This window comes from Pseudomonas sp. 2,4-D (genome assembly GCF_030418155.1).
GTDB lineage: Bacteria > Pseudomonadota > Gammaproteobacteria > Pseudomonadales > Pseudomonadaceae > Aquipseudomonas > Aquipseudomonas alloputida.
In genome coordinates this window covers 1-20,866 of record NZ_JAUHUI010000051.1, presented here as the reverse complement: position 1 = coordinate 20,866, position 20,866 = coordinate 1, and the positions used below count along the sequence as shown (strand labels likewise).

Here is a 20,866-nt window from a genome sequence, read left to right as displayed (position 1 = left end):
CGCCTGTAGGCGCGGGGGTGGACATACAGGGGTGATTGGGCGCAGGCCGTCGTGTAGGAGCGGGTTCACCCGCGAAAGGGCCGGGCCTGCTGGCCAATTTCACCCGCCGTTCAGCGTTGCCGCCGCTACCGTATTCGCGGGTAAACCCGCTCCTACACCTATCGAGGGTGGACACACATTGGTGATTGGGCACAGGCCGTTGTAGGAGCGGGTTCACCCGCGAACACGGGCGAAGCCCGTGCTATCCGCCGCGTTGTCTGTTTCGCGAACAAGCCCGCTCGTTCCAGGATATGGCGGTCATTCGGCCGCCAACCGCCCCTTGTTCTGCCGGTCGGCCTTGTACTGCATGGCCACCGCCGGTGCCGGCTTGGCGGTACCGGTTTCCAGCCATTGACGCATGCGGCTGGCATCGGCGAAGTGGGTGTACTTGCCGAAGGCATCGAGAATGACCATGGCCACCGGGCGGTTATCCATGCGGGTCAGCAGTACCAGGCAGTGCCCGGCCTCGTTGGTGAAGCCGGTCTTGGTCAGCTTGATATCCCAGTTGCTTTTGTTCACCAGGTGGTCGGTGTTACGGAAACCCAGCGTGTAGTTGGGCTTGCGGAAGGCGACGGTCTTTTCGCGGGTGGTCGACAGCTCGCTCAGCATGGGGTACTTGCGCGAGGCCATCAGCAGCTTGGCCAGGTCGCGGGCAGTGGATACGTTCTGCGTCGACAGGCCGGTCGGCTCAACATAGCGGGTATGGGCCATTCCCAGGCTGCGGGCTTTGGCATTCATTGCCTTGATGAACGCCGGATAACCGCCGGGATAGGCGTTGGCCAAGCTATTGGCCGCACGGTTTTCCGACGACATCAAGGTAATCAGCAGGGTTTCGCGACGGTCCAACTGGCTGCCCAGGCGCACGCGCGAGTACACGCCTTTCATTTCCGGGTTGTTGGCAATGGTCATGGTGAGCATTTCATCCATGGGCAGCTTGGCATCCAGCACCACCATCGCCGTCATCAGTTTGGTTACCGAAGCGATCGGCACCACGCGGTCGGCATGGCTCGAATACAGCTCCTTGTTGCTGTTCAGGTCGATCAGCAGAGCGCTGCCTGAAGCCAGATGCAGTTTGGATGGGTCACGTTGAACCTGGGCCGGGGGTTGTGCAGCAGCAGTCGACGGAAGGGTCGCGGTACCTGTGAGCAACAGCAGCAGGCTGAGGATGGACAGGGAAGTTTTCACGTTGAGGCTCACTAAAAGTTGGTATGTCGTTGGCTGTGCAAGGGTTTTCCCCCTAAAAACCGATGCATTCTGGAGTATGGCTGAATTACTGTCGAATGCCTTATGCCTAAAGGGCGCAAAGTGAACGATATTTAATCCTGTACCCATTCTTCACCCATCAGATAGGGATGGGATGGACCCCGTGTTGGGTTTTTGCATACCTGCAACAGCATCAGGGCTTTCGATATCAGGGCAGGGCATCGGGATGCCCTGCCGGCCTTCGCGTTCAGCGATGGATGAGCGAGAGTTCGCTGATGATGCAGATCGAGCCATCCTCGGCGGGCGTTGCGTCGGTGTAGTCGACCTGGTTGTAGACCCCGCCGTGGAACTCGAACAGGCGTGAAGCCCAGGTACTGTCGAGCTGCAAATCGCCCGACGAAGCGGATACCCCGTTGCATTCGGCCGTCACGGTTACCACACCTTCAGACGTGGTGTGAATGCTGATGTGGAAGGTCGCACCCAGTGGCACCCCCTTCAGGATTGGGGAATTCACCGGGTCGGTCTGGTTGAAGGTGCGCCGAAACCCCAGGGTGATGTTGCCCTTGTTCCAGAACACCTTTACCGGCGGGCCGTCGTCCCCGCGTACGTGCATCTGGGCGATGACCACCTTCTGCGCCGAGTTGACCTTGGTCAGCGTCATTGTCTGGCGATTCCAGTGATCCTGGGCGCTGGCCAGCGTCCAGTCTTGCGTTTCTGTCCATTCGCAGCGTGTCCTGTGGGTGCTTTTGCTCGAAGCACCTTTGGTTGGGGCTGAGAACTGGATCGAGCCATCGCTGAGCACCGTCACGATGCTGGGAAAGCGGGCAATCGCTTCAGCACCGTTCAGCTCCAGAGCAACGGGGTTGGTTGAGGAGACGGCTACCGGCGTGGCGATGGTGAGGTGGCTGATATCTACGGCCATGGGGGAACTCCTGGCGAAAAGGTTTGAGTGGCATAGCAGCCGTACAAGCGACGGCTGAACACAAAGTTAGCCTCAAGCTAAATAGCGGTCAATAGCTTATGGCTAAATTATTTTCGCTCCACGGGAAATTACCTACTGGCGAAATTTTTCCGCAATGGGGGGCTTTACGCAGGATTTGGCAGTGAGCTAAGCTTTCGCTGAGTGCTGTACGAATATACAGCTATCAGGATGAGAATATGGCAAGCCACATGAAGTCGGAACCCCAACAGCGCCAGGAGATGACCGGAATAGAGCGGCTTAGTCTGCGGGTATCGTCAATGATCAACCACCCGCTCGCACAGACGCAGCGCTGGGTAGTGGTGCATCGTCTGGATACCGACGGTGAAGCGGAATGGGAGGAGGTGATGGGCCAGCTGCTGGAAATGCCCGAGTTGCAGCTGACGTTCAATGATGACGCTAGCGTGACGGTGCGATGGGCGCGCAGTAGCGTGGAAGAGCGTGATGATTTTATCGTCGAACGCGACTGCGAGGCGCAGGTCGAGGAGGCTGCACCGTTCTGAGCTTCAGCAAAAGCCCGCCGGTCAGGGCGGGCTTCGGTTTATACAAGGTGGGCATTCCACACCAGCAGGACCCTGGCCTGTATGTAGGTCTCTTCCCGACGAATCATACGGTCTTTGTGCCGCGAGTTGTCGGAGATCATCTCGAAGTGGTCCTCGTCCGCGATCTGTAGCCGCTTGATGTAGATGTGATCGCCCCAGGAAAAGAAGTAGATGCCATCGCCGACGAATTCGCGGATGCTGACGTCGACGATCAGCGGGTCGCGGTGCCTGATGGTCGGCTCCATCGACTGGCCCCAGCCGGTCACCATCTTCAGGTGATGGTGCTCGCTGAACGTCACGCCCAGTTCGCGCAGGTGACTGGGGCTGACGCGAACGTCCTTGAACATCTCGGGGTAGTCGTGGGGGATCTGGCCACCGCCCATGGCTGCCCGTACGTCATAGTGGGCGATCCACACTTCGTCACCGACCAGGCCGGGGCGAAGCGGCTCGGCTTCCAGCAGCGTGGCATCTGCAGGCTCTTGCGCCGCTGCCAGCAGCCTTTGCCGGGTCTCTTCGGAGATGCCTTTGCCGCTTCGGGCAAGCATCTGTCTGACCAGGTCGGCTGCAGAGAGCTTGTTGTCACCTGGCTCGACAGCCGCTTGCATGTGTTCGCCTGGCGACAGCGCGTCGAACCAGCCCCGTGGCAAGCCTTCGATGCCCTCGATGCGACGGGCCACGTCATCGCCCAGATTTTTTACAGTCTTGTCGGAAAGGATCTGGCTCAGGTGTGCAGGCGCCATCCCCCAGCGCTCTGCGCAGGTCCCCTTTCTCTGGCTGCCGATCAGTTTCACCAGGTTGTGCTTGCGAATTTGGTAGATGTCCATGGGGTGAAGCATGCCAGTGTTTAGCTTGCTGCTAAATGTGCGCATGGCTAAATCTGCTCTTGTCGTGTTGTTAGCTGTAGGCTAAATTAAGCGCACGAACAAGGAAAGCTAGCGAGACATTTTTCTCCAGGGCTGATCACATCATCATCTGTAATGAGGTTCACATGGATCCGACCGACCTCGGCCCGGGCACCGTCACTTGGCTGGGCGGTACGGGGACTGTATTGCTGGGTGCGTTTTTGTGGCTGCGCAAATGGTTGTCGAGGGATGCAGTCGACCGCGCAATGGACACTGCAGAAATTGCCGTCATCCGCCACCTGACAGAGCTGCTGGACATCGAACGGGATGCGCGAAGGGAGGCGCAGGCAAAAGCTGATCTGCTCACCAAGGAGCGAAACGAGCTGGTGATGACCGTAGGCCGGCTGCAAGGCAAGGTCATGGTGCTGACCAGTAAGCTGGGCAGTAGCGGCCAAACATGAGGTGGCAGCCCGGTCAAACCGTGAAGAAAAAAAAGCCCGCCAAATTGGCGGGCGACAAGGGCGCAGGGAGCAACGCACAACAAATTTGGTTCAGGCAACCAAGGTGCCTGGTTGCAACTGTTCGACCAGTGCCTGGGCTGAGGCGCGGGTCGGCATCGGGCCGCTCACGGCTTCGCCGTTGCGAACCAGGTACCAGCACGCCAGCAGGCCCTGCTCACGCAGTGAGGCGGGAACGGCGCTACCGACAACGGACATGATCTGGATAGTGGCCATTGGGACCTCCTTTAAAACATGGCTCTACCATACGCAGCAGCCGGATATGTTTGAAATCAACTTCCTCGATAGTGATCATTGGTCCTGTCAACCATTACCAGCGCGGTGGCCCGTAATACACCGGTGGCGGCCCATAATAGGTGCGGTAGCCCGGTGGCGGCGGAGGAGGCGCGTAGTAGGGCTGGTAGTACACCGGCTGTGGAGGCGGTTGTACGTACACCGGCGGGGCGTAGTAGACCGGCTGGCGCTCAACATACACAGTACGGTCATGGCCGCCATAAACCGTCGCCCCAACCACCGCGCCGGCCACTGCCGCACCCAGCAGGGGCCCCGGCCCATACCAACCCCCGTGCCCATGGCTGCCATAGCCACCGTGAGCTGCTGCAGGCCCGCTGATGGCCAGGGCACCGACCAGCAGGACGATTCCGGGAATGAGACGGTTCATAAAACAACCCCGCAGGAAAACCCCACGTCCGGGGCCCTGTTACTATGACTCCGGTGTCTGTCAGCTGAGCACAGGGGAACGGTAAAGGTTGTGTAAGGGACGACCAGTGGCTGACTCTGTTACGCTGAATAAACGTTTCAGTCATGACCAAGGAGCCTCTTATGCCGACAACTCCCAGCCGGGACACCGTGCTTTGCATCTCTCTGGCCGGTCGCCCTGGCACCTTCGGCGTGCGCTTTCACAACCACCTGTACCAGCAGTTGGGCCTGGACTTCTACTATAAGGCCATGCGCACCGATGACCTGCCGGCGGCCGTGGCAGGGATCCGCGCCTTGGGTATTCGCGGCTGCGGGGTGTCGATGCCGTACAAGGAGGCCTGCATGGCCTTGGTCGACGAAATCGATCCCTCGGCGGCGGCCATCGAGTCGGTCAATACCCTTGTCAATTGCAATGGGCACCTGAAGGCTTACAACACCGATTACCTGGCCGTGCGCCAATTGCTGGTGCAGCATCAGGTCGATCCGGGCACGGCCTTTGCCCTGCGAGGCAGCGGTGGCATGGCCAAGGCCGTGGCCAGCGCCTTGCGCGATGCCGGGTTTGCCGAAGGCATCATCGTTGCACGCAACGAGCAGGCCGGGCGTCAGTTGGCGGATGTCTGTGGTTATCGCTGGGTGCCTGAGCCAGGTGACCTCTGCCCGCCGATGCTGGTGAACGTGACGCCGATCGGTATGGCAGGCGGGCAGGAGGCAGAAGAGCTGGCGTTTCCCGAGAACGCCATCTCGGCGGCGGAGCGGGTGTTCGATGTAGTGGCGATGCCGGCGCAGACGCCGTTGATTCGCCGGGCTCAGGCGTTGGGCAAGCCGGTGATCACTGGGCTGGAGGTCATTGCGCTGCAGGCGCTGGAACAGTTCGTGTTGTACACCGGGGTCAGGCCGTCGCAGGAGCAGGTGGATGCGGCGGTGGCATACGCGCGGGCGACCTGATGACGCCTACCCCCTTCGCGGCATCAGCCGCGAAGGGTGTACAGGTGAAACCCGGATCAGAACACGTCGTGCCCGTTATCCAGCTGTTTGTCGACCAGTGCCCGGCCATGGGCCAGCGACACACGCTGTGCATTCTCAAGGTCGGAGAAGAACTGCATTGGCATCGACATACGCTTGCTGGTGTGCCCGTCCGGTGCCGTGATCAGGCAGCCGGCGGCATAGGGCAGGGGGGAGTCGGGATGGGGCATTACGCTGGCGGTGATGGTGTGCTCGCGGTATTCACAGTGAAGAGATTGCATCGTCCTTACCTCGCTGTGGTTTGTGAAGCAGTTACCTTCATATACCACAGCAAGAGGCCGGGAGTTCCCGGCCTGACGAGCGCGCCGCGACGAGCACTTAGCCTTCGAGCTCGGTTGGCTGGATCACTTCGATCCAGTAACCGTCCGGGTCCTTGACGAAGGCCAGATGGTTCATGCGGCCGTCCTGCAGGCGTTTCTGGAACGGCACTTCCAGTTCCTCGAAACGCGCGCAAGCGGCGCGGACATCGGGTACCGAAATGCAGATGTGGCCAAAACCGCGTGGGTCGGTGTTGCCATTGTGGTAGGCGAACTCGGCATCGTTTTCGGTGCCATGGTTGTGGGTCAGCTCCAGCACGCCGGGGATCGCCTTCATCCACTGGTGGCGGGCGGTGTCGTCAGCGGGGATCTGGGCAGGGTCGACCAGGGCCAGGAAGTACAGGCTGAAAGCGGCTTCAGGGAAGTCACGCTTGTCCACCAGGCGGAAGCCCAGCACGCGGGTGTAGAAGTCCAGCGACTTCTCGATGTCCTTGACCCGCAGCATGGTGTGGTTGAAGACGAACTGGGCGGTGGCGGCGTCAGGTTGCGCGGTGACGCCAGGCAGGGTTTGCAGATCGTGCAGGCTCATGGGAACTCCTGAGACGGGGCCGGGCACAGGGCGCCGGCAAAACAGACAGGCTGGCCATGATACGGCAGTGCGCCGATTGCGCAAATGAAAGCGCCCTGCGAAGGCAGGGCGCTGAAATTAGAGGCCCGCATGTGCGGGCGCGTGATGGGGTCGCTAGTCCTTTAGCTGTTTCGATACTGAGCCAGCCCTTGTGAAAAAAGTGTGAAGCCTGTGTGGGCATTTCATCAGCGTACCCAGCTTTCTACCGTGGCGGCCCCATACTGTTCTTTCCAGGCCTTGAGGCCGCGGTGGTTGCCGCCTTTGGTCTCGATTCGCTCGCCGGTGTGCGGGTTCTGATAGACCTTGACCACCCGCGGGCGACGTTGTTGCTTGGGCGATGTGCTGGAAGCGCGGGCCACAGCCTTCGGGTCGAGGATGGCGATGATATCGCGCAGGCTCTTGTCATAGCTTTTCATCAGGCCGACTAGTTTCTGCTCGAATTCGATTTCGCGTTTGAGGCCGGCATCCTTTTTCAACGCTTCCAGTTGTGCCATCTGTTCCTGGAGCGCTTTTTCGGCAGCACGAAACTCTGCAAGTCTGGACACTGTAATCACTCCTGTACGTCGGTCGTGGCAGGGCGTGACGAACATTGAAGACGCGTAAAAACGCCGGCCACGCAGTTGGGTTCCACTGTTCGCTGATATCGAGTGTAGTCATTCATCGCTACTGGGTAAACTGCTAACTTTTTGCAAGTAAGGCGGGAACTTTCCTAGTTTTGCGCGCGGTATTTGCCGGTTTTTCTGCGGTTGCACGACAGGGGGCCTAGACCATGGTCCAATGGCCCGCGCCAGAGCCTTTGCGCGATCTTTTCAGATGATGGCTGACTCATGTTCGGACCTGCCGCAGTACCGTGGCCAACACGTGCCACAGGTTGTTAAATCGTCTTCATTCTGGATGTTTCCTCGCATGTTTTCCCCTTTCCCCCTCGCCCCTGGGCGCCGTGTTACCGGCCTGTTTCTGTTGTGTGCCGGTGTCAACGTCCAGGCTGCCGGGTTTCTTGAAGACGGCAGTGCAAAGGTCGAAGCACGCAATGTCTATTTCAACCGCGACTTCCGGGACGGTTACAGCAGTTCCAGCCAGGGCGCATCCAAGCGCGAAGAGTGGGCGCAAGGCTTTATCCTCAATGTGCAATCGGGTTATACGCAAGGTCCGGTAGGTGTTGGTGTGGATGCGCTGGGCATGTTCGGCTTCAAACTGGATTCCAGCCCGGCCGACAGCAACAGTGGATTGCTGCCCTCGTCTGGCCACGACCCCCGGCACTCGGCCGACCAGTATGCGAAGATGGGCCTGGCGGCCAAGATCAAGGTGTCCAATACCGTGCTCAAGTACGGTTCGATGATGCCGGATGTCCCGTTGCTCAAGTACAACGATGGCCGTCTGCTGCCGACCCTGTTCCAGGGTGCCATGCTCACCTCTGAAGAACTGCACGACCTGAAGTTCACCCTGGCTCGCCTGGACAAATACACCGCTCGGGATTCCACCGATCGCCAGGACATCCGCGTGCACTGCAAGAACAAGCGTTATGCCTGCGATACCGAAGCCGACCACTTCGACCTGGCCGGTGTCGACTACCGTTTCAACGAGCGTTTCAGCGCCCAGTACCAAGTGGCCAAACTGGAGAATATCTACCGTCAGCACTTCCTCGGCCTGGTGGCCAGCCAGCCGCTGCCGGTGGGCAGCCTGTCGGCTGACGTGCGCCTGATCAAGAGTGATGACATCGGCAATGCCCATGCGGGTGAAATCGACCATCGCGCCTTCAGCGGCATGCTTGGCTACAGCCTCGGTGGCCACAAGCTCAGCGCCGGCTGGCAGCGCATGTATGGCAACAGTGCCATGCCGTACCTGGATGGTAGCAACCCGTACTTGGTCAACTACGCCCAGGTCAATGATTTCGCCGCTGCACAGGAGCGCTCCTGGCAAGTTCGCTATGACTACGACTTCAAGGCGCTGGGTGTACCCGGCCTGACCTTCTTCACCCGTTATATCAACGGCGACAATATCAAGGTGCCGGGCAGCAGTGCCGAAGGCAAGGAGTGGGAACGCGACACCGAGTTCAAATACCAGGTGCAAAGTGGCACCTTCAAGGATGTCAGCGTACGTCTGCGTAATTCCACTTACCGCAGTAACTATGAAAGGTGGGCGCGTGACATGGATGAGACGCGGGTCATTGTCAGCTACAACTTCTCGATCTTCTAAGCGGCTGCTTTGCCAAATACCGGTAGCCGCCTGACAATGGTGGCGGGTTCCCGCAAAGGGCAGGGCAATGAAAGACCTGTTGTTGATCGGCATCGGCGCGGGTGACCCGCGCCAGGTCACCTATGAAGCGGTCGATGCGCTGCGCAGTGCCAGCGTGTTCTTCGTGCTCGACAAGGGCGACGACAAAGATGAACTGGTGCGCCTGCGCAAGGCCATTCTGCAGCGCTATCGCCCCGAAGGTGGTTATCGCCTGGTGCCGGTGGTCGACCCGTTGCGCGATGCGCAGGCGCAAGACTACCTGGGCGCGGTGCAGAACTGGCACCGGCAGCGTGCTGCGCTGTATGCGCGCCTGATCGAGGAGGAAATTGGCGACGGTGAAACAGGTGCCTTCCTGCTGTGGGGCGAGCCCACCCTCTACGACAGCACCCTGCGCATACTCGACCTGGTCCGCGAACAGGGCGTGACGCTGCGCTTGCAGGTCATCCCTGGCATCAGCAGTGTGCAGGCGCTGGCGGCGCGGCACCAGGTGCCGCTCAACCGCATCGGCGAGCCCCTGACCGTGCTGCCGGGGCGACGCCTGGCCGAGCAGGGGCCTGTGGACAATGTGGTGGTGATGCTCGACGGGCAGTGCGCCTTTGCCGGGCTCGATGACCCGGCGTTGACCATCTACTGGGGCGCGTACCTGGGGACCGAGGATGAAGTGCTGATTGCCGGGCCGCTGCAGGCGGTGAAGGTGCAGATACTGGAAGTGCGCGAGCGGGAGCGGGCGCGCAAGGGGTGGATCATGGATACCTATCTGCTGCGCAGAGAGCTGTGAGGTGGGTTGCATGTGCCTGCCTCTTCGCGGGCAAGCCCGCGCCTACGAGCGAAACAGGCGACGCCGTGCTCAAGGGGTACCCAGAATACCCACCACCGTGTCCCGCAACTGGTCGATGCTGAACGGCTTGCCGATCAGGTGCATGCCCTCCGGCACATTGAAACTGTCGGCGTAGCCGCTGGCGAACAGCACCGGTAATAACGGCCGCAGTTCGCGCGCTTTACCCGCCAGCACCTCACCTCGCATGTCCGGCAGGCCCACATCGGTCATCATCAGTGCCAGCGCCTGGCTGGGGTTTTCAAGTACACGCAGGGCGGCTGTGGCGTCTTCTGCCTCGATGACCTTGTAGCCCAAGTCGTCGAGCACTTCGACCATCAGCATACGTACGATGTCGTCGTCTTCGACTACCAGAAGGTGCATGGTTCAAATCCTGTACAAATGAGTGTCTTTAATCTGTGCACCGCGCGGCATCAGAAGTTCCCGAGGATACCGCTCCATGCAAATAGATGGAACGATTGCCGAAAGCAACCTTCAAATACTGGCTAAATGCCCTGCCAGACCTGTCAAAGCTGGTTAGACTCGCTTATCAGGACAGCGCAGTGGCAGATAACAATAACGACTGATCGGCCACTCTTTTCAATGGACTTTTCTAGCTCGGGCGTCTTCTCATGATTCAAGCAGCCACTATGGACCAACGAAGCTTTCGCAAGCTGTTGAGCCGTAACATCGGCCTCCCCCTGGGGGTTGGCCTGCTGGGGGCAGTGGCCTTCGTCGCGGTGATCAACTACCTGCTTTCGGCCATGCAGTGGGTCGAGCACACCGACCGGGTGATCGGCAATGCCAACGAAACGGTCAAGCTGTCGATCGACATGGAAACGGGCATGCGCGGTTTCCTGATCACGGGCGACGAGCGCTTCCTTGACCCTTACGAGGTGGCCAAGCCACGCATTCTCGGCAGCCTGCAAAGCCTGCGCAGCATGGTCGAGGACAACCCGCAGCAGGTTGACCGTATTGACCGGCTGATGGCCTTGCAGCAGGCCTGGAACGACTTCGGTAACGAGATGATCAGCCTGCGCCGCAGCCAGGGCGATTACCAGGCCTCGATCGGCAATGGCCGGGGCAAGCGCATCACCGATGAAATCCGCAAGGAGTTCGATGACCTGATCATTACCGAACAACAACTGCGCATGGCCCGTAACGAAAAAGTCAGTGCCGTCACTGTGACGGCGATTTCGGCTTTCGTGCTGTTCATTGTCGGCCTCAGTGCATTGCTGGCCTACCTGGGCCGTCGTGACCTGCTGGCACTTTCGGCCAACTACGCTGAAAACCTGCAAGCCCAGCAACGCTCGGCGCAGCGCCTGGAGCACCAGGCCTGGTTGCGCACCGGCCAGACCCAGCTGACGCAGCAGGTGCTCGGGCAGCTGACCTTGCCCATGCTTGGCGAGAACATCCTGCGCTTCTTTGCCTCTTATCTGGGCAGCGTGGTGGGCGCCGTGTACGTGCGCGACGAGCATGGCCGGCTGGTGCGCGTGGCCTGTTATGGCCTGAGTACCGAAGAGCAGGCCCGCGAGCAGATCGAGTCGGATCACCATGGCCTGTTGGCCCAGGCGGTCCGCGAAGGCCGCTTGCTGCGCCTGGAGGAACTGCCCGAAGATTTCTATCGCCTCAGTTCCGGCCTGGGCAGTGGCTTGCCGCGCAGTGCATTGCTGATGCCGGCGACCGAAGACGGGCAGATCAACGGGGTGATCGAGCTGGGTTTCCTGCGCCCCTTGCAAGAACGGGATGAAGAGCTGCTGGAGCGGGTCGGCGGCAACCTGGGCATGTCGATCGAGAGTGCCCGTTATCGTCAGCGCTTGCAGGAAGTGCTGGCTGAAACCCAGCAACTCAATGAAGAGCTGCAGGTGCAGCAGGAAGAACTCAAGACTGCCAACGAAGAGCTCGAAGAGCAGTCACGGGTGCTCAAGGAGTCTCAAGCCCATCTGGAAACCCAACAGGCCGAACTCGAGCAGACCAACGAGCAGTTGTCGGAACGCACCGATGCGCTGGACCGCAAGAACGATGAGCTGAGCCAGGCGCAGCTGGAGCTGCAGGCCCGTGCCGACGACCTGCAGCGATCCAGCAAGTACAAGTCCGAATTCCTCGCCAACATGTCCCATGAGCTGCGCACGCCGCTCAACAGCTCGCTGATCCTGGCCAAGTTGTTGGCTGAGAACGGTGAAGGCAACCTCAGTGAGGAGCAGGTCAAGTTCGCCGAATCCATCTACTCGGCCGGTAACGATCTGCTCAACCTTATCAACGACATTCTCGATATCGCCAAGGTCGAGGCCGGCAAGCTCGAAGTACGGCCCGAAACCACCCAGGTCGAGCGCCTGGTCGAGGGCTTGCGCGGCATGTTCCAGCCGCTTGCCGGTCACAAGGGCCTGGCCTTCGAGGTCAAGGTCGAGCCGCAGGTACCGGTCACGCTGTTCACCGACCGTCAGCGCCTGGAGCAGATCCTCAAGAACCTGCTGTCCAACGCCATCAAGTTCACCGAGCGTGGCCAGGTCAGCATGAACGTCAGCTTCCAGGCTGGCAGCGGTATCGTGTTCGCAGTCCGTGACACCGGCATCGGCATTGCGGCCGATCAACAGCAGGCGATCTTCGGCGCCTTCCACCAGGTCGATGGCACCAGCAATCGCCGTTATGGTGGCACTGGCCTGGGTCTGTCGATCTCCCGTGACCTGGCGCATTTGCTCGGTGGCCAGATCAATGTCGACAGCAGCCCCGGGCAAGGCAGCGTGTTCAGCCTGATTCTGCCGGAGCGCTATGCCGCCGAGGCCGAAGACATCGAGCCGCAAAGCCTGCGCCCGGCCGTCGATGCGTTGCCGCCTGCACCGCAAGTGCCGCTGGCCGCCACTGTCATGCGCCCGGCGCCGGCCTTTGCCGACGACCGCGAGCGGGCCCCTTTCGATACCCGATGCATTCTGGTGATCGAAGACGAGCCCAACTTTGCCCGCATCCTCTTCGACCTGGCCCATGAGCTGGGCTATAGCTGCCTGGTGGCCCATGGCGCCGACGAAGGCTTCGAGCTGGCGGCCCAGTACATTCCGGATGCGATCCTGCTGGACATGCGCCTGCCCGACCACTCGGGCCTGACCGTCCTGCAGCGCCTCAAGGAGCAGGCCAGCACCCGCCATATCCCGGTGCACATCATTTCGGTGGAAGACCGCGTCGAGGCTGCCATGCACATGGGGGCGGTGGGGTATGCGGTCAAACCCACCAGCCGCGAGGAGCTCAAGGAGGTGTTCGCTCGCCTGGAGGCCAAGCTCACGCAAAAGCTCAAGCACATCCTGCTGGTGGAAGACGACGACCTGCAGCGCGAGAGCATCGCCCGGCTGATCGGCGACGACGATGTCGAGATCACGGCCGTCGCCATGGCGCAGGATGCACTGGCGCTGTTGCGCCAGAACATCTACGACTGCATGATCATCGACCTCAAGCTGCCAGACATGCTCGGCAACGAGCTGCTCAAACGCATGACCGCCGAGGATATCCGCGCCTTCCCGCCGGTGATCGTGTATACCGGCCGCAACCTCACACGCGAGGAAGAAGCCGACCTGCTCAAGTACTCGCGCTCGATCATCATCAAGGGCGCACGTTCGCCGGAGCGCCTGCTCGACGAGGTGACGCTGTTCCTGCACAAGGTCGAATCGCAACTGTCCAACGAGCGTCAGCGCATGCTCAAGACCGCGCGCAGCCGCGACAAGGTGTTCGAGGGCCGCAAGGTACTGCTGGTGGACGACGATGTGCGTAATATCTTCGCCCTGACCAGTGCCCTGGAGCACAAGGGTGCCATTGTCGAAATCGGCCGCAACGGGCGCGAAGCCATCGAGCGCCTGGAGCAGCACGACGATATCGACCTGGTGCTGATGGACGTGATGATGCCGGAGATGGACGGCTTCGAGGCCACCCGCCTGATCCGTCAGCAACCGCGCTGGCGCAAACTGCCGATCATCGCCGTGACCGCCAAGGCCATGAAGGATGACCAGCAGCGTTGCCTGCAAGCCGGTGCCAATGATTACCTGGCCAAGCCGATCGACCTGGACCGCCTGTTCTCGTTGATCCGTGTCTGGCTGCCGCAACTGGAGCGAATTTGACTAGCGAACGCAACACCGACATTGAGATCCGACTGCTGATCGAGGCGATCTACCTCAAGTACAGCTACGATTTCCGCAATTATTCCGGCGCTTCGATCAAGCGCCGGATTCTCCACGCGCTGCGTCAGTTCGATTGCCTGACGGTGTCTGCGTTGCAGGAGCGCGTGCTGCACGACCCGGGCATGTTCATGCAACTGCTGCAATACCTGACGATCCCGGTCAGCGAGATGTTCCGTGACCCTGACCACTTCCTTGCCGTGCGCAACGAAGTGGTGCCGCTGCTGCGCACCTGGCCGTCGATCAAAGTCTGGATCGCGGGCTGCAGCACGGGGGAGGAGGTGTATTCCATGGCCATCCTGTTGCGTGAGGAAGGGCTGCTTGAACGCACCATCATCTACGCCACCGACATCAACCCGCATTCGCTGGACAGGGCCAAGCAGGGCATCTACTCGATGCAGAGCATGCGCGAGTACGAGGAAAACTACCGCCTGGCCGGTGGCCGGCGTGACTTCGCCGAGTACTACACCGCCGCCTATGGCAACGCCATCATGGACAGCAGCCTGCGCGACAATGTGACCTTCGCCGACCACAGCCTGGCCACCGACAGCGTGTTCTCCGAGACCCAACTGGTGTCGTGCCGCAATGTGCTGATCTACTTCAACAAGGACCTGCAGGATCGGGCGCTGGGCCTGTTCCATGAGTCGCTCTGCCACCGCGGTTTCCTGGTGCTGGGTAGCAAGGAATCGGTGGACTTTTCGGCCTACAGCGATCGTTTCGAGCCGCTGGTCAAGCCCCAACGGATCTTCCGTAAATCATGAGCGGCGTACGCGCAGTGGTGATCGGCGCCTCGGCGGGAGGCGTGGCGGCATTGTTCCAGGTGCTCGGCACGCTGCCATCGGCGTTCGCCATACCGGTGCTCTGCGTGCTGCACCTGCCGGACGACCGCCACAGCCAACTGGCTGGCGTGCTGCAGCGGCGGCTGCATCGGCCGGTATGTGAGGCACGTGACAAGGAGAGCATCAGCAGCGGGCAGATCTATGTGGCGGGGCCGGGTTACCACTTGTCGGTGGAGCGCGACCTGACGCTGTCGCTGAGCCAGGAAGAACCCGTGCACTTCTCGCGCCCGGCGATCGATTTCCTGTTCATCTCGGCGGCCGATGCCTATGGCGATGGCCTGCTGGGTGTGCTGCTCACCGGGGCCAACGAAGACGGCGCCAGGGGCCTTGCCTACATCAAGAACAATGGGGGGCGCACGATCGTCCAGGACCCTCGTGACGCACAGGTTGCCCTGATGCCGGAGGCCGCCCTGGCCCAGCACCAGCCCGACCATATCCTTACTCTGAGCGGTATCGGGCAGTTGCTCGCGACCCTGGAATACAGCGCATGCTAAGCCACACCACCGCCAAACTGCTGATTGTCGACGACTTGCCGGAAAACCTGCTGGCGCTCGATGCCCTGATCCAGGGCGAGGACCGTGAGGTGCACCAGGCACAGTCTGCCGAGGCAGCCTTGTCGTTGCTGCTTGAGCACGAGTTCGCACTGGCCATTCTCGATGTGCAGATGCCGGGCATGAACGGTTTCGAACTGGCCGAGCTGATGCGCGGTACCGACAAGACCAAGCACATCCCGATCGTCTTCGTCAGTGCGGCGGGACGCGAGATGAATTATGCCTTCAAGGGCTACGAGAGCGGGGCCGTGGACTTTCTACACAAGCCGCTCGACACCCTGGCGGTAAAAAGCAAGGTCTCGGTGTTCGTCGACCTGTTCCGCCAACGCAAGGTGCTTGGCCGGCAACTAGAGGCCCTTGAGCAGAGCCGCCAGGAACAGGAGCTGCTGCTCAGCCAGCTGCAGGTGGCACGGTGTGAGCTGGAGCACGCCGTGCGCATGCGTGACGACTTCATGTCGATCGTCTCCCACGAGGTGCGTACGCCGCTCAATGGCCTGATCCTGGAAACCCAGTTGCGCAAGATGCACCTGGCACGGGGCAACCTGGACGCGTTCAGTGTCGACAAGCTGCAGGCCATGGTCGAGCGCGACGAACGGCAGATCAACAGCCTGATCCGGTTGGTAGAGGACATGCTCGATGTTTCGCGCATCCGTACCGGTAAACTGTCGCTGCGGCCCAAACTGTTTGACCTGGGCCAACTGGTGCGTGGGCTGGTGGAAAACTTCACGGCACAGGCCATGGCCCTGGAAACACACATCGAATTGCAGCGTTGCGAAGCGCTGAAGGGGGAGTGGGACGAATTCCGGATTGAACAAGTAGTGGCCAACCTGTTGTCCAATGCAATGCGTTACGGCGAGCGCAATCCGGTGCAGGTACGAGTGTTCGAGCAGGGCGGCATGGCCTGGGTGCAGGTGCAGGATCACGGCATCGGTATCAGCGCCGCCAACCAGCAGCGGATCTTCCAGCAGTTCGAGCGGGTCGCGGCCCAGCAGGCCAGCGGAGGTCTGGGCTTGGGGCTGTACATCTCCGAGCAGATCGTCCAGGCGCACGGTGGTCGGATACAGGTTGAAAGCGAGGAGGGCAAGGGTGCCACATTCACCCTGCAATTGCCGCTGGCAACATTCAAAGAACAAAACGACCAGGCGCGGGCAACCTCTGTGTAAGCCTGGGGTCTGATGGCCAACTGTAAGTATTTCAAGGCGTTAACATGAGTGAAGATGCACAAGATGTGGTTCTGGTCGTCGAGGATGAACCGGCGATTCGCATGATTTTGCGCGATTACCTGGCGGGTGAGGGGTACCACGTCCTGGTGGCCGAAGATGGCGAGCAGGCGTTTGCCATCCTGGCCAGCAAACCGCACCTGGACCTGATGGTGACAGACTTCCGTTTGCCGGGGGGGATCTCGGGCGTGGACATTGCCGAGCCTGCGGTGAAGTTGCGGCCCGACCTGAAGGTGATTTTCATCAGCGGCTACCCGGCGGAGATTCTCGAATCTGGCAGCCCGATCACCCGCAAGGCCCCTATCCTGGCCAAGCCGTTTGACCTGGACACCTTGCACGAGCAGATCCAGTCGCTGTTGCGCTGAGGCATCCGGTCTTTTCGCGGGGCAAACCCGCGAAAAGACCGTTGCAGGCTATCGCAGCGTCCGCTCAATCCCCCCGACCAGCAAGTTTTCCATCAGCTCCAACCCCTGCTCTTCAGGCATTGCTTTGAGCAATCCCGGCAACTGGTTGAGAAGCGTCGCCAGTACATGCGCTGTGGCGTCCAACGCTTGCCTCGGCAGTTTCGCTTGCGGTGCGATCAGGCGCAACAAACCTGCCTCATAGCGCTTGCGCAACGACGCCAGGTGCGCCTGTTGCGCCTCACTCAAACAACACAAATCCCGTTCGGCCAGCCGGAACTGCAGAGGCCGCTCGGCATGCAGCTGCCAGTGCGCAGCAATCAGGCAGCTCAACGCCGATGCCCCACGGGCCATGGCCCGGCGGGCCTGGTCCAGGGTGGCCTGCAGCTCTTCGTACAACTCTTCGATCAAGTCGTACAGCAGGTCCTGCTTGCTGGGAAAGTGATGGTACAGCGAGCCGGCGGTCAGCCCCACATGGGCCGCCAGCTCGCGCATGCTGACCTGGCCAAAGCCCTTTTCGGCAAACAATGCCATGGCCCGGTCACGTCGCTCCTCAAAGTTGGCACAGCGCATTGCGGCATTGACCGGGGGCATGGCGCTTGGTCCTCAGTAGGTGAAGAAACCGCGACCGCTCTTGCGCCCCAGCCAGCCGGCCGCGACCATTTCCTTGAGCAGTGGAGCAGGGCGGTACTTGCTGTCGTTGAAGCCTTCATGGAAGGCCTCCATGATCGCCAGCAGGGTGTCCAGACCGATCAGGTCAGCCAAGGCCAGCGGGCCGATCGGCTGGTTGCAGCCCAGGCGCATGCCGGTGTCGATGTCCTCGGCACTGGCCAGGCCTTCCTGGCGCACGAAGATCGCCTCGTTGATCATTGGCACCAGGATGCGGTTGACCACGAAGCCCGGGCGGTTGCCGGCGGTGATCGGGGTCTTGCCGATTTTTTCGGTCACCACCAGCGCTTGGGCGTAGGTGTGGTCGCTGGTCTGCAGGCCACGAATGATCTCCACCAGCGCCATCATCGGTACCGGGTTGAAGAAGTGCACACCAATGAAGCGCTCGGGGTGCTCGATGCTGGCGGCCAGTTGGGTCACCGACAGCGACGAGGTGTTGGTGGCGATCAGGCAGTCGGCGGCAACGTTGGCTGCCACCTGCTGCAGGATGCGCTGCTTGAGCTGCAGGTTCTCGGTCGCCGCTTCGATCACCAGGTGTGCAGCGCTGAGCTGGGTGTAGTCGGTACTGGTGCGAATGCGTGCTTTGGCGGCTGCGGCCTTGTCGGCGTCGAGGGTGCCTTTGCTGACCTGGCGCTCGAGGTTCTTGCTCAAGGTGGCCACGCCGCGCTCGAGCGCAGCGTCGGAAACATCCACCAGCAGCACCTGGTAGCCGGCAATGGCGTACACCTGGGCAATGCCGTTGCCCATGGTGCCCGCGCCGATCACGGCGATCTGTTCAATACTCATGTGTCAGCCTCCCTCAGACGCGCTCGAACACGACGGCGATGCCTTGGCCACCGCCGATACACATCGTGGCCAGGGCGTAGCGACCCTGGATACGCTGCAGTTCATGGATGGCCTTGGTGGCAATGATCGCACCGGTGGCACCCACCGGGTGGCCCAGTGAGATGCCCGAACCGTTGGGGTTGACCTTTTCCGGGTCGAAGCCCAGCTCGCGGGCGACGGCGCAGGCCTGGGCAGCGAAGGCTTCGTTGGACTCGATCACATCCAGGTCTTGCAGGTTCAGGCCGGTTTTTTCCAGCACTTTGCGGGTGGCCGGGATCGGCCCAAGGCCCATCAGTTCGGGTTCCACCCCGGCGTGGGCATAGCCCACCAGGCGTGCCAGTGGCTTAAGGCCCAGGCGGCGCACCGCGTCACCGGTGGCCAACACCAGGCCGGCGGCGCCATCGTTGATACCGCTGGCGTTGCCGGCGGTGACGGTGCCGTCTTTCTTGAACACCGGCTTCATGCCGGCCAGTTGTTCGGCGGTCACATCAGCACGCACATGCTCGTCGACACTGAACTGCACGCTGCCCTTGCGGGTTTTCAGTTCCAGCGCAACGATCTGGCTGGCGAAGCGGCCCTCGGCAATCGCACGAGCGGCGCGGCGCTGGCTGGTCAGGGCCAGTTCGTCCTGCATTTCGCGGGTAATGCCGTGCTTGGCCGAAACGTTCTCGGCAGTGATGCCCATGTGGAAGTGCTGGAACGGGTCCTGCAGCACGCCGACGGTATAGTCGATGCCTTGCAGGTCACCCATGCGTGCACCCCAGCGCGCCTGTGGCAGCAGGTAAGGGCCACGGCTCATGGATTCGGCGCCGGCCGCGACGGCCACATCGGTGTCGCCCAGCAACAGGCCCTGGGCCGCAGAGACAATAGCCTGCAGGCCAGACCCGCACAGGCGGTTGACGTTGAATGCCGGTGTTTCCTTGGGGATGCCAGCGTTCATTGCCGCAACCCGTGCCAGGTAGGCGTCACGCGGTTCGGTGGGGATTACCGTGCCCATCACCAGGTGGCCGACTTGCTCGGCGGCCAGGCCCGAACGCTCGATGGCGGCGCGGGTCACGGCGCTGGCCAGGTCGGCCAGCGGCAGGTCCTTGAGGGAACCGCCAAAGCCACCAATGGCTGAACGGACGGCACTGACGACGTAGATTTCTGCGCTGCTCATAAGGGCTCCGATTGCGAAGGCGTGGCGGGACCGGGCCAGGCTCTGCGAGAATGGTTGGCGGCCCCGAAGTGGGTTCGAGTCTAGGCAAAGGCTCTGTTGCAGCCTATGCCGAATCTGTTCAAACAACCTGGCACTTTTTGCCACTCAGCATAGACAGCGAAAACCGCCATGCGCGAAAGCGATTCAGTCGCCGTGTACTTCCTCAACGCCATGCTCCACGCCCTGCGCGACACCCCCGCCGAGCGTGATGCCCAGCTGCGTGCGGTGGGCATCGCCCCGCAGCTGCTCGATCAGCCTCAGGCGCGAGTGCCGGCCAAGGCGTTCGCCCAGCTGTGGCTGGCGTTGATCCAGCGCCTGGACGATGAGTTCTTTGGCCTCGACAGCCACGGCATGCCGCTGGGCAGTTTTGCCCTGATCTGCCGGGGTTTGATCCTCGAGCCGAACCTTGAAAAGGCCTTGCGCCAGTGCATGGGGGGCTTCGGCCTGTTCCTGCGTGACCTGCGTGGCAGCCTGACGATACGTGGCGGCCGGGCGTTGATCAGCGTGCAGTCGAACATTGCCGATCCCTTGACCCGGGTCTATGCCGAAGAAACCTACCTGGTGCTGATGATCGGCATGCTGTGCTGGCTGGCCGGGCGGCGGATTGCCATCGACCGCACGGAGCTCGCGGTGTCGCGCCCGGCCCAGGAGGACGACTTGCTGCTGTGGGGGCCGGACCTGCGCCTGGGCAGCGGACGCACCGAGGTGGAGTTCGACAGCGCCTACCTGCGCCTGCCGGTGGTGCAGGACCGGGCAGCCCTGAAGACCTTTCTGCGCAGTGCACCTCAGGGGCTGGTGATCCGCTTTCGCAATCAGAACGGGCTGGTGGCTGAGGTGTATCGGCACCTGCGGGCATTGCGCTATGGACAGTGGCCGACATTGGCCGCACTGGCGCAGCAACAAGGGATCAGTGCCAGTACCTTTCGCCGACAGTTGGAGCGGGAGGGGCGTTCGTACCAGCAAATCAAGGATGAAGTGCGCCGGGCCATGGCCTTCGAACGGCTGCGCGACGGCGCGTTGAGCATTGCCGAAATTGCCGAGCAGGCGGGGTTTCAGGAACCGAGTGCGTTCCACCGGGCGTTCAAGAAATGGACCGGGCAGAGCCCAGGGAGCTACCGGGCGCGGCTGGCCGGCCTGCGTTCTACCTGTAGGAGCGGGCATGCCCGCGAAGAAACCACCGCGGTGGATGGCACCGGCTCTGCCGGTGTTCGCGGGTAAACCCGCTCC

23 protein-coding genes are annotated in these 20,866 nt (G+C 61.4%); 11 read left to right on the top strand and 12 right to left on the bottom strand.

Annotated elements, in window-relative coordinates; all coding sequences use genetic code 11:
• Window positions 1-297 precede the first annotated feature (297 nt).
• Window positions 298-1,224 (bottom strand): D-alanyl-D-alanine endopeptidase, encoded by a 927-nt coding sequence (gene pbpG, locus QYE47_RS24345; protein WP_019438360.1) that lies wholly within the window; start codon window positions 1,222-1,224, stop codon window positions 298-300.
• A gap of 265 nt (window positions 1,225-1,489) precedes the next feature.
• Complete coding sequence (locus QYE47_RS24340) at window positions 1,490-2,164, bottom strand: polysaccharide lyase family 7 protein (protein ID WP_014590509.1); 675 nt, start codon at window positions 2,162-2,164, stop codon at window positions 1,490-1,492.
• 236 nt (window positions 2,165-2,400) lie between these two features.
• Here QYE47_RS24340 and QYE47_RS24335 point away from each other — a divergent pair, with 236 nt between their 5' ends.
• Window positions 2,401-2,724, top strand: a complete 324-nt coding sequence (locus QYE47_RS24335; RefSeq protein WP_019751051.1) for a DUF1654 domain-containing protein — start codon at window positions 2,401-2,403, stop codon at window positions 2,722-2,724.
• Window positions 2,725-2,762: 38 nt separating this feature from the next.
• On the opposite strand, the gene QYE47_RS24330 is transcribed toward QYE47_RS24335, so the two are convergent.
• The gene (locus QYE47_RS24330) at window positions 2,763-3,587 is read right to left on the bottom strand and encodes a S24 family peptidase (RefSeq protein WP_019438358.1); all 825 of its coding nucleotides are present in this window, start codon (window positions 3,585-3,587) and stop codon (window positions 2,763-2,765) included.
• Window positions 3,588-3,751: 164 nt separating this feature from the next.
• Here QYE47_RS24330 and QYE47_RS24325 point away from each other — a divergent pair, with 164 nt between their 5' ends.
• On the top strand, window positions 3,752-4,066 hold the full coding sequence (locus QYE47_RS24325; protein ID WP_014590512.1) for a hypothetical protein: 315 nt from the start codon (window positions 3,752-3,754) through the stop codon (window positions 4,064-4,066).
• 90 nt (window positions 4,067-4,156) lie between these two features.
• On the opposite strand, the gene QYE47_RS24320 is transcribed toward QYE47_RS24325, so the two are convergent.
• Together QYE47_RS24320 and QYE47_RS24315 are read right to left on the bottom strand one after the other, a co-directional pair.
• Complete coding sequence (locus tag QYE47_RS24320; protein WP_014590513.1) at window positions 4,157-4,339, bottom strand: hypothetical protein; 183 nt, start codon at window positions 4,337-4,339, stop codon at window positions 4,157-4,159.
• 94 nt (window positions 4,340-4,433) lie between these two features.
• Window positions 4,434-4,784: a hypothetical protein gene (locus tag QYE47_RS24315; RefSeq protein WP_014590514.1), complete on the bottom strand. Its 351-nt coding sequence runs from the start codon at window positions 4,782-4,784 to the stop codon at window positions 4,434-4,436.
• Between the two features lie 161 nt (window positions 4,785-4,945).
• Between QYE47_RS24315 and QYE47_RS24310 the strand changes: the two genes are divergently transcribed.
• Window positions 4,946-5,767 (top strand): shikimate 5-dehydrogenase, encoded by an 822-nt coding sequence (locus tag QYE47_RS24310; protein ID WP_014590515.1) that lies wholly within the window; start codon window positions 4,946-4,948, stop codon window positions 5,765-5,767.
• A gap of 56 nt (window positions 5,768-5,823) precedes the next feature.
• Here the strand turns inward: QYE47_RS24310 and QYE47_RS24305 are convergent, their stop codons facing one another.
• The 3 genes from QYE47_RS24305 to QYE47_RS24295 form a co-directional block, all read right to left on the bottom strand.
• Window positions 5,824-6,066: a hypothetical protein gene (locus QYE47_RS24305; protein ID WP_019438356.1), complete on the bottom strand. Its 243-nt coding sequence runs from the start codon at window positions 6,064-6,066 to the stop codon at window positions 5,824-5,826.
• 97 nt (window positions 6,067-6,163) lie between these two features.
• Window positions 6,164-6,691 (bottom strand): lactoylglutathione lyase, encoded by a 528-nt coding sequence (gene gloA / locus QYE47_RS24300; protein WP_014590517.1) that lies wholly within the window; start codon window positions 6,689-6,691, stop codon window positions 6,164-6,166.
• Between the two features lie 224 nt (window positions 6,692-6,915).
• A complete protein-coding gene (locus tag QYE47_RS24295; protein WP_014590518.1) occupies window positions 6,916-7,275 on the bottom strand; it encodes a histone-like nucleoid-structuring protein, MvaT/MvaU family in 360 nt (119 codons plus the stop codon).
• Window positions 7,276-7,636: 361 nt separating this feature from the next.
• Here QYE47_RS24295 and QYE47_RS24290 point away from each other — a divergent pair, with 361 nt between their 5' ends.
• Both QYE47_RS24290 and cobF read left to right on the top strand, forming a co-directional pair.
• Window positions 7,637-8,926, top strand: coding sequence for an OprD family porin (locus tag QYE47_RS24290; RefSeq protein WP_014590519.1), 1,290 nt, complete (start codon window positions 7,637-7,639; stop codon window positions 8,924-8,926).
• Between the two features lie 67 nt (window positions 8,927-8,993).
• The gene (cobF, locus tag QYE47_RS24285; RefSeq protein ID WP_070383718.1) at window positions 8,994-9,743 is read left to right on the top strand and encodes a precorrin-6A synthase (deacetylating); all 750 of its coding nucleotides are present in this window, start codon (window positions 8,994-8,996) and stop codon (window positions 9,741-9,743) included.
• Window positions 9,744-9,812: 69 nt separating this feature from the next.
• Here the strand turns inward: cobF and QYE47_RS24280 are convergent, their stop codons facing one another.
• Complete coding sequence (locus tag QYE47_RS24280) at window positions 9,813-10,163, bottom strand: response regulator (RefSeq protein ID WP_070383719.1); 351 nt, start codon at window positions 10,161-10,163, stop codon at window positions 9,813-9,815.
• A gap of 248 nt (window positions 10,164-10,411) precedes the next feature.
• Here QYE47_RS24280 and QYE47_RS24275 point away from each other — a divergent pair, with 248 nt between their 5' ends.
• Genes QYE47_RS24275 through QYE47_RS24255 form a run of 5 tightly spaced genes read left to right on the top strand, consistent with a single transcriptional unit; the run spans window position 10,412 to window position 16,911 of the window.
• Window positions 10,412-13,879 (top strand): response regulator, encoded by a 3,468-nt coding sequence (locus QYE47_RS24275; protein ID WP_070383720.1) that lies wholly within the window; start codon window positions 10,412-10,414, stop codon window positions 13,877-13,879.
• A complete protein-coding gene (locus QYE47_RS24270) occupies window positions 13,876-14,697 on the top strand; it encodes a protein-glutamate O-methyltransferase CheR (protein ID WP_010954591.1) in 822 nt (273 codons plus the stop codon). The genes QYE47_RS24275 and QYE47_RS24270 overlap by 4 nt, the downstream gene beginning before the upstream one ends.
• A complete protein-coding gene (locus QYE47_RS24265; RefSeq protein ID WP_014590523.1) occupies window positions 14,694-15,269 on the top strand; it encodes a chemotaxis protein CheB in 576 nt (191 codons plus the stop codon). The genes QYE47_RS24270 and QYE47_RS24265 overlap by 4 nt, the downstream gene beginning before the upstream one ends.
• The gene (locus tag QYE47_RS24260) at window positions 15,263-16,489 is read left to right on the top strand and encodes a hybrid sensor histidine kinase/response regulator (protein WP_010954589.1); all 1,227 of its coding nucleotides are present in this window, start codon (window positions 15,263-15,265) and stop codon (window positions 16,487-16,489) included. The genes QYE47_RS24265 and QYE47_RS24260 overlap by 7 nt, the downstream gene beginning before the upstream one ends.
• A gap of 44 nt (window positions 16,490-16,533) precedes the next feature.
• Window positions 16,534-16,911, top strand: coding sequence for a response regulator (locus QYE47_RS24255; RefSeq protein ID WP_003256176.1), 378 nt, complete (start codon window positions 16,534-16,536; stop codon window positions 16,909-16,911).
• A gap of 48 nt (window positions 16,912-16,959) precedes the next feature.
• Here the strand turns inward: QYE47_RS24255 and QYE47_RS24250 are convergent, their stop codons facing one another.
• The 3 genes from QYE47_RS24250 to QYE47_RS24240 are packed head-to-tail and all read right to left on the bottom strand — an operon-like array spanning window position 16,960 to window position 19,600.
• Window positions 16,960-17,541, bottom strand: a complete 582-nt coding sequence (locus tag QYE47_RS24250) for a TetR/AcrR family transcriptional regulator (RefSeq protein WP_070383721.1) — start codon at window positions 17,539-17,541, stop codon at window positions 16,960-16,962.
• A gap of 12 nt (window positions 17,542-17,553) precedes the next feature.
• Window positions 17,554-18,402, bottom strand: a complete 849-nt coding sequence (locus QYE47_RS24245; RefSeq protein WP_070383722.1) for a 3-hydroxybutyryl-CoA dehydrogenase — start codon at window positions 18,400-18,402, stop codon at window positions 17,554-17,556.
• 13 nt (window positions 18,403-18,415) lie between these two features.
• Window positions 18,416-19,600 (bottom strand): acetyl-CoA C-acyltransferase family protein, encoded by a 1,185-nt coding sequence (locus QYE47_RS24240; protein ID WP_003256172.1) that lies wholly within the window; start codon window positions 19,598-19,600, stop codon window positions 18,416-18,418.
• A gap of 168 nt (window positions 19,601-19,768) precedes the next feature.
• Between QYE47_RS24240 and QYE47_RS24235 the strand changes: the two genes are divergently transcribed.
• Window positions 19,769-20,857: an AraC family transcriptional regulator gene (locus QYE47_RS24235; protein ID WP_070383723.1), complete on the top strand. Its 1,089-nt coding sequence runs from the start codon at window positions 19,769-19,771 to the stop codon at window positions 20,855-20,857.
• The last annotated feature ends 9 nt before the right edge of the window (window positions 20,858-20,866 follow it).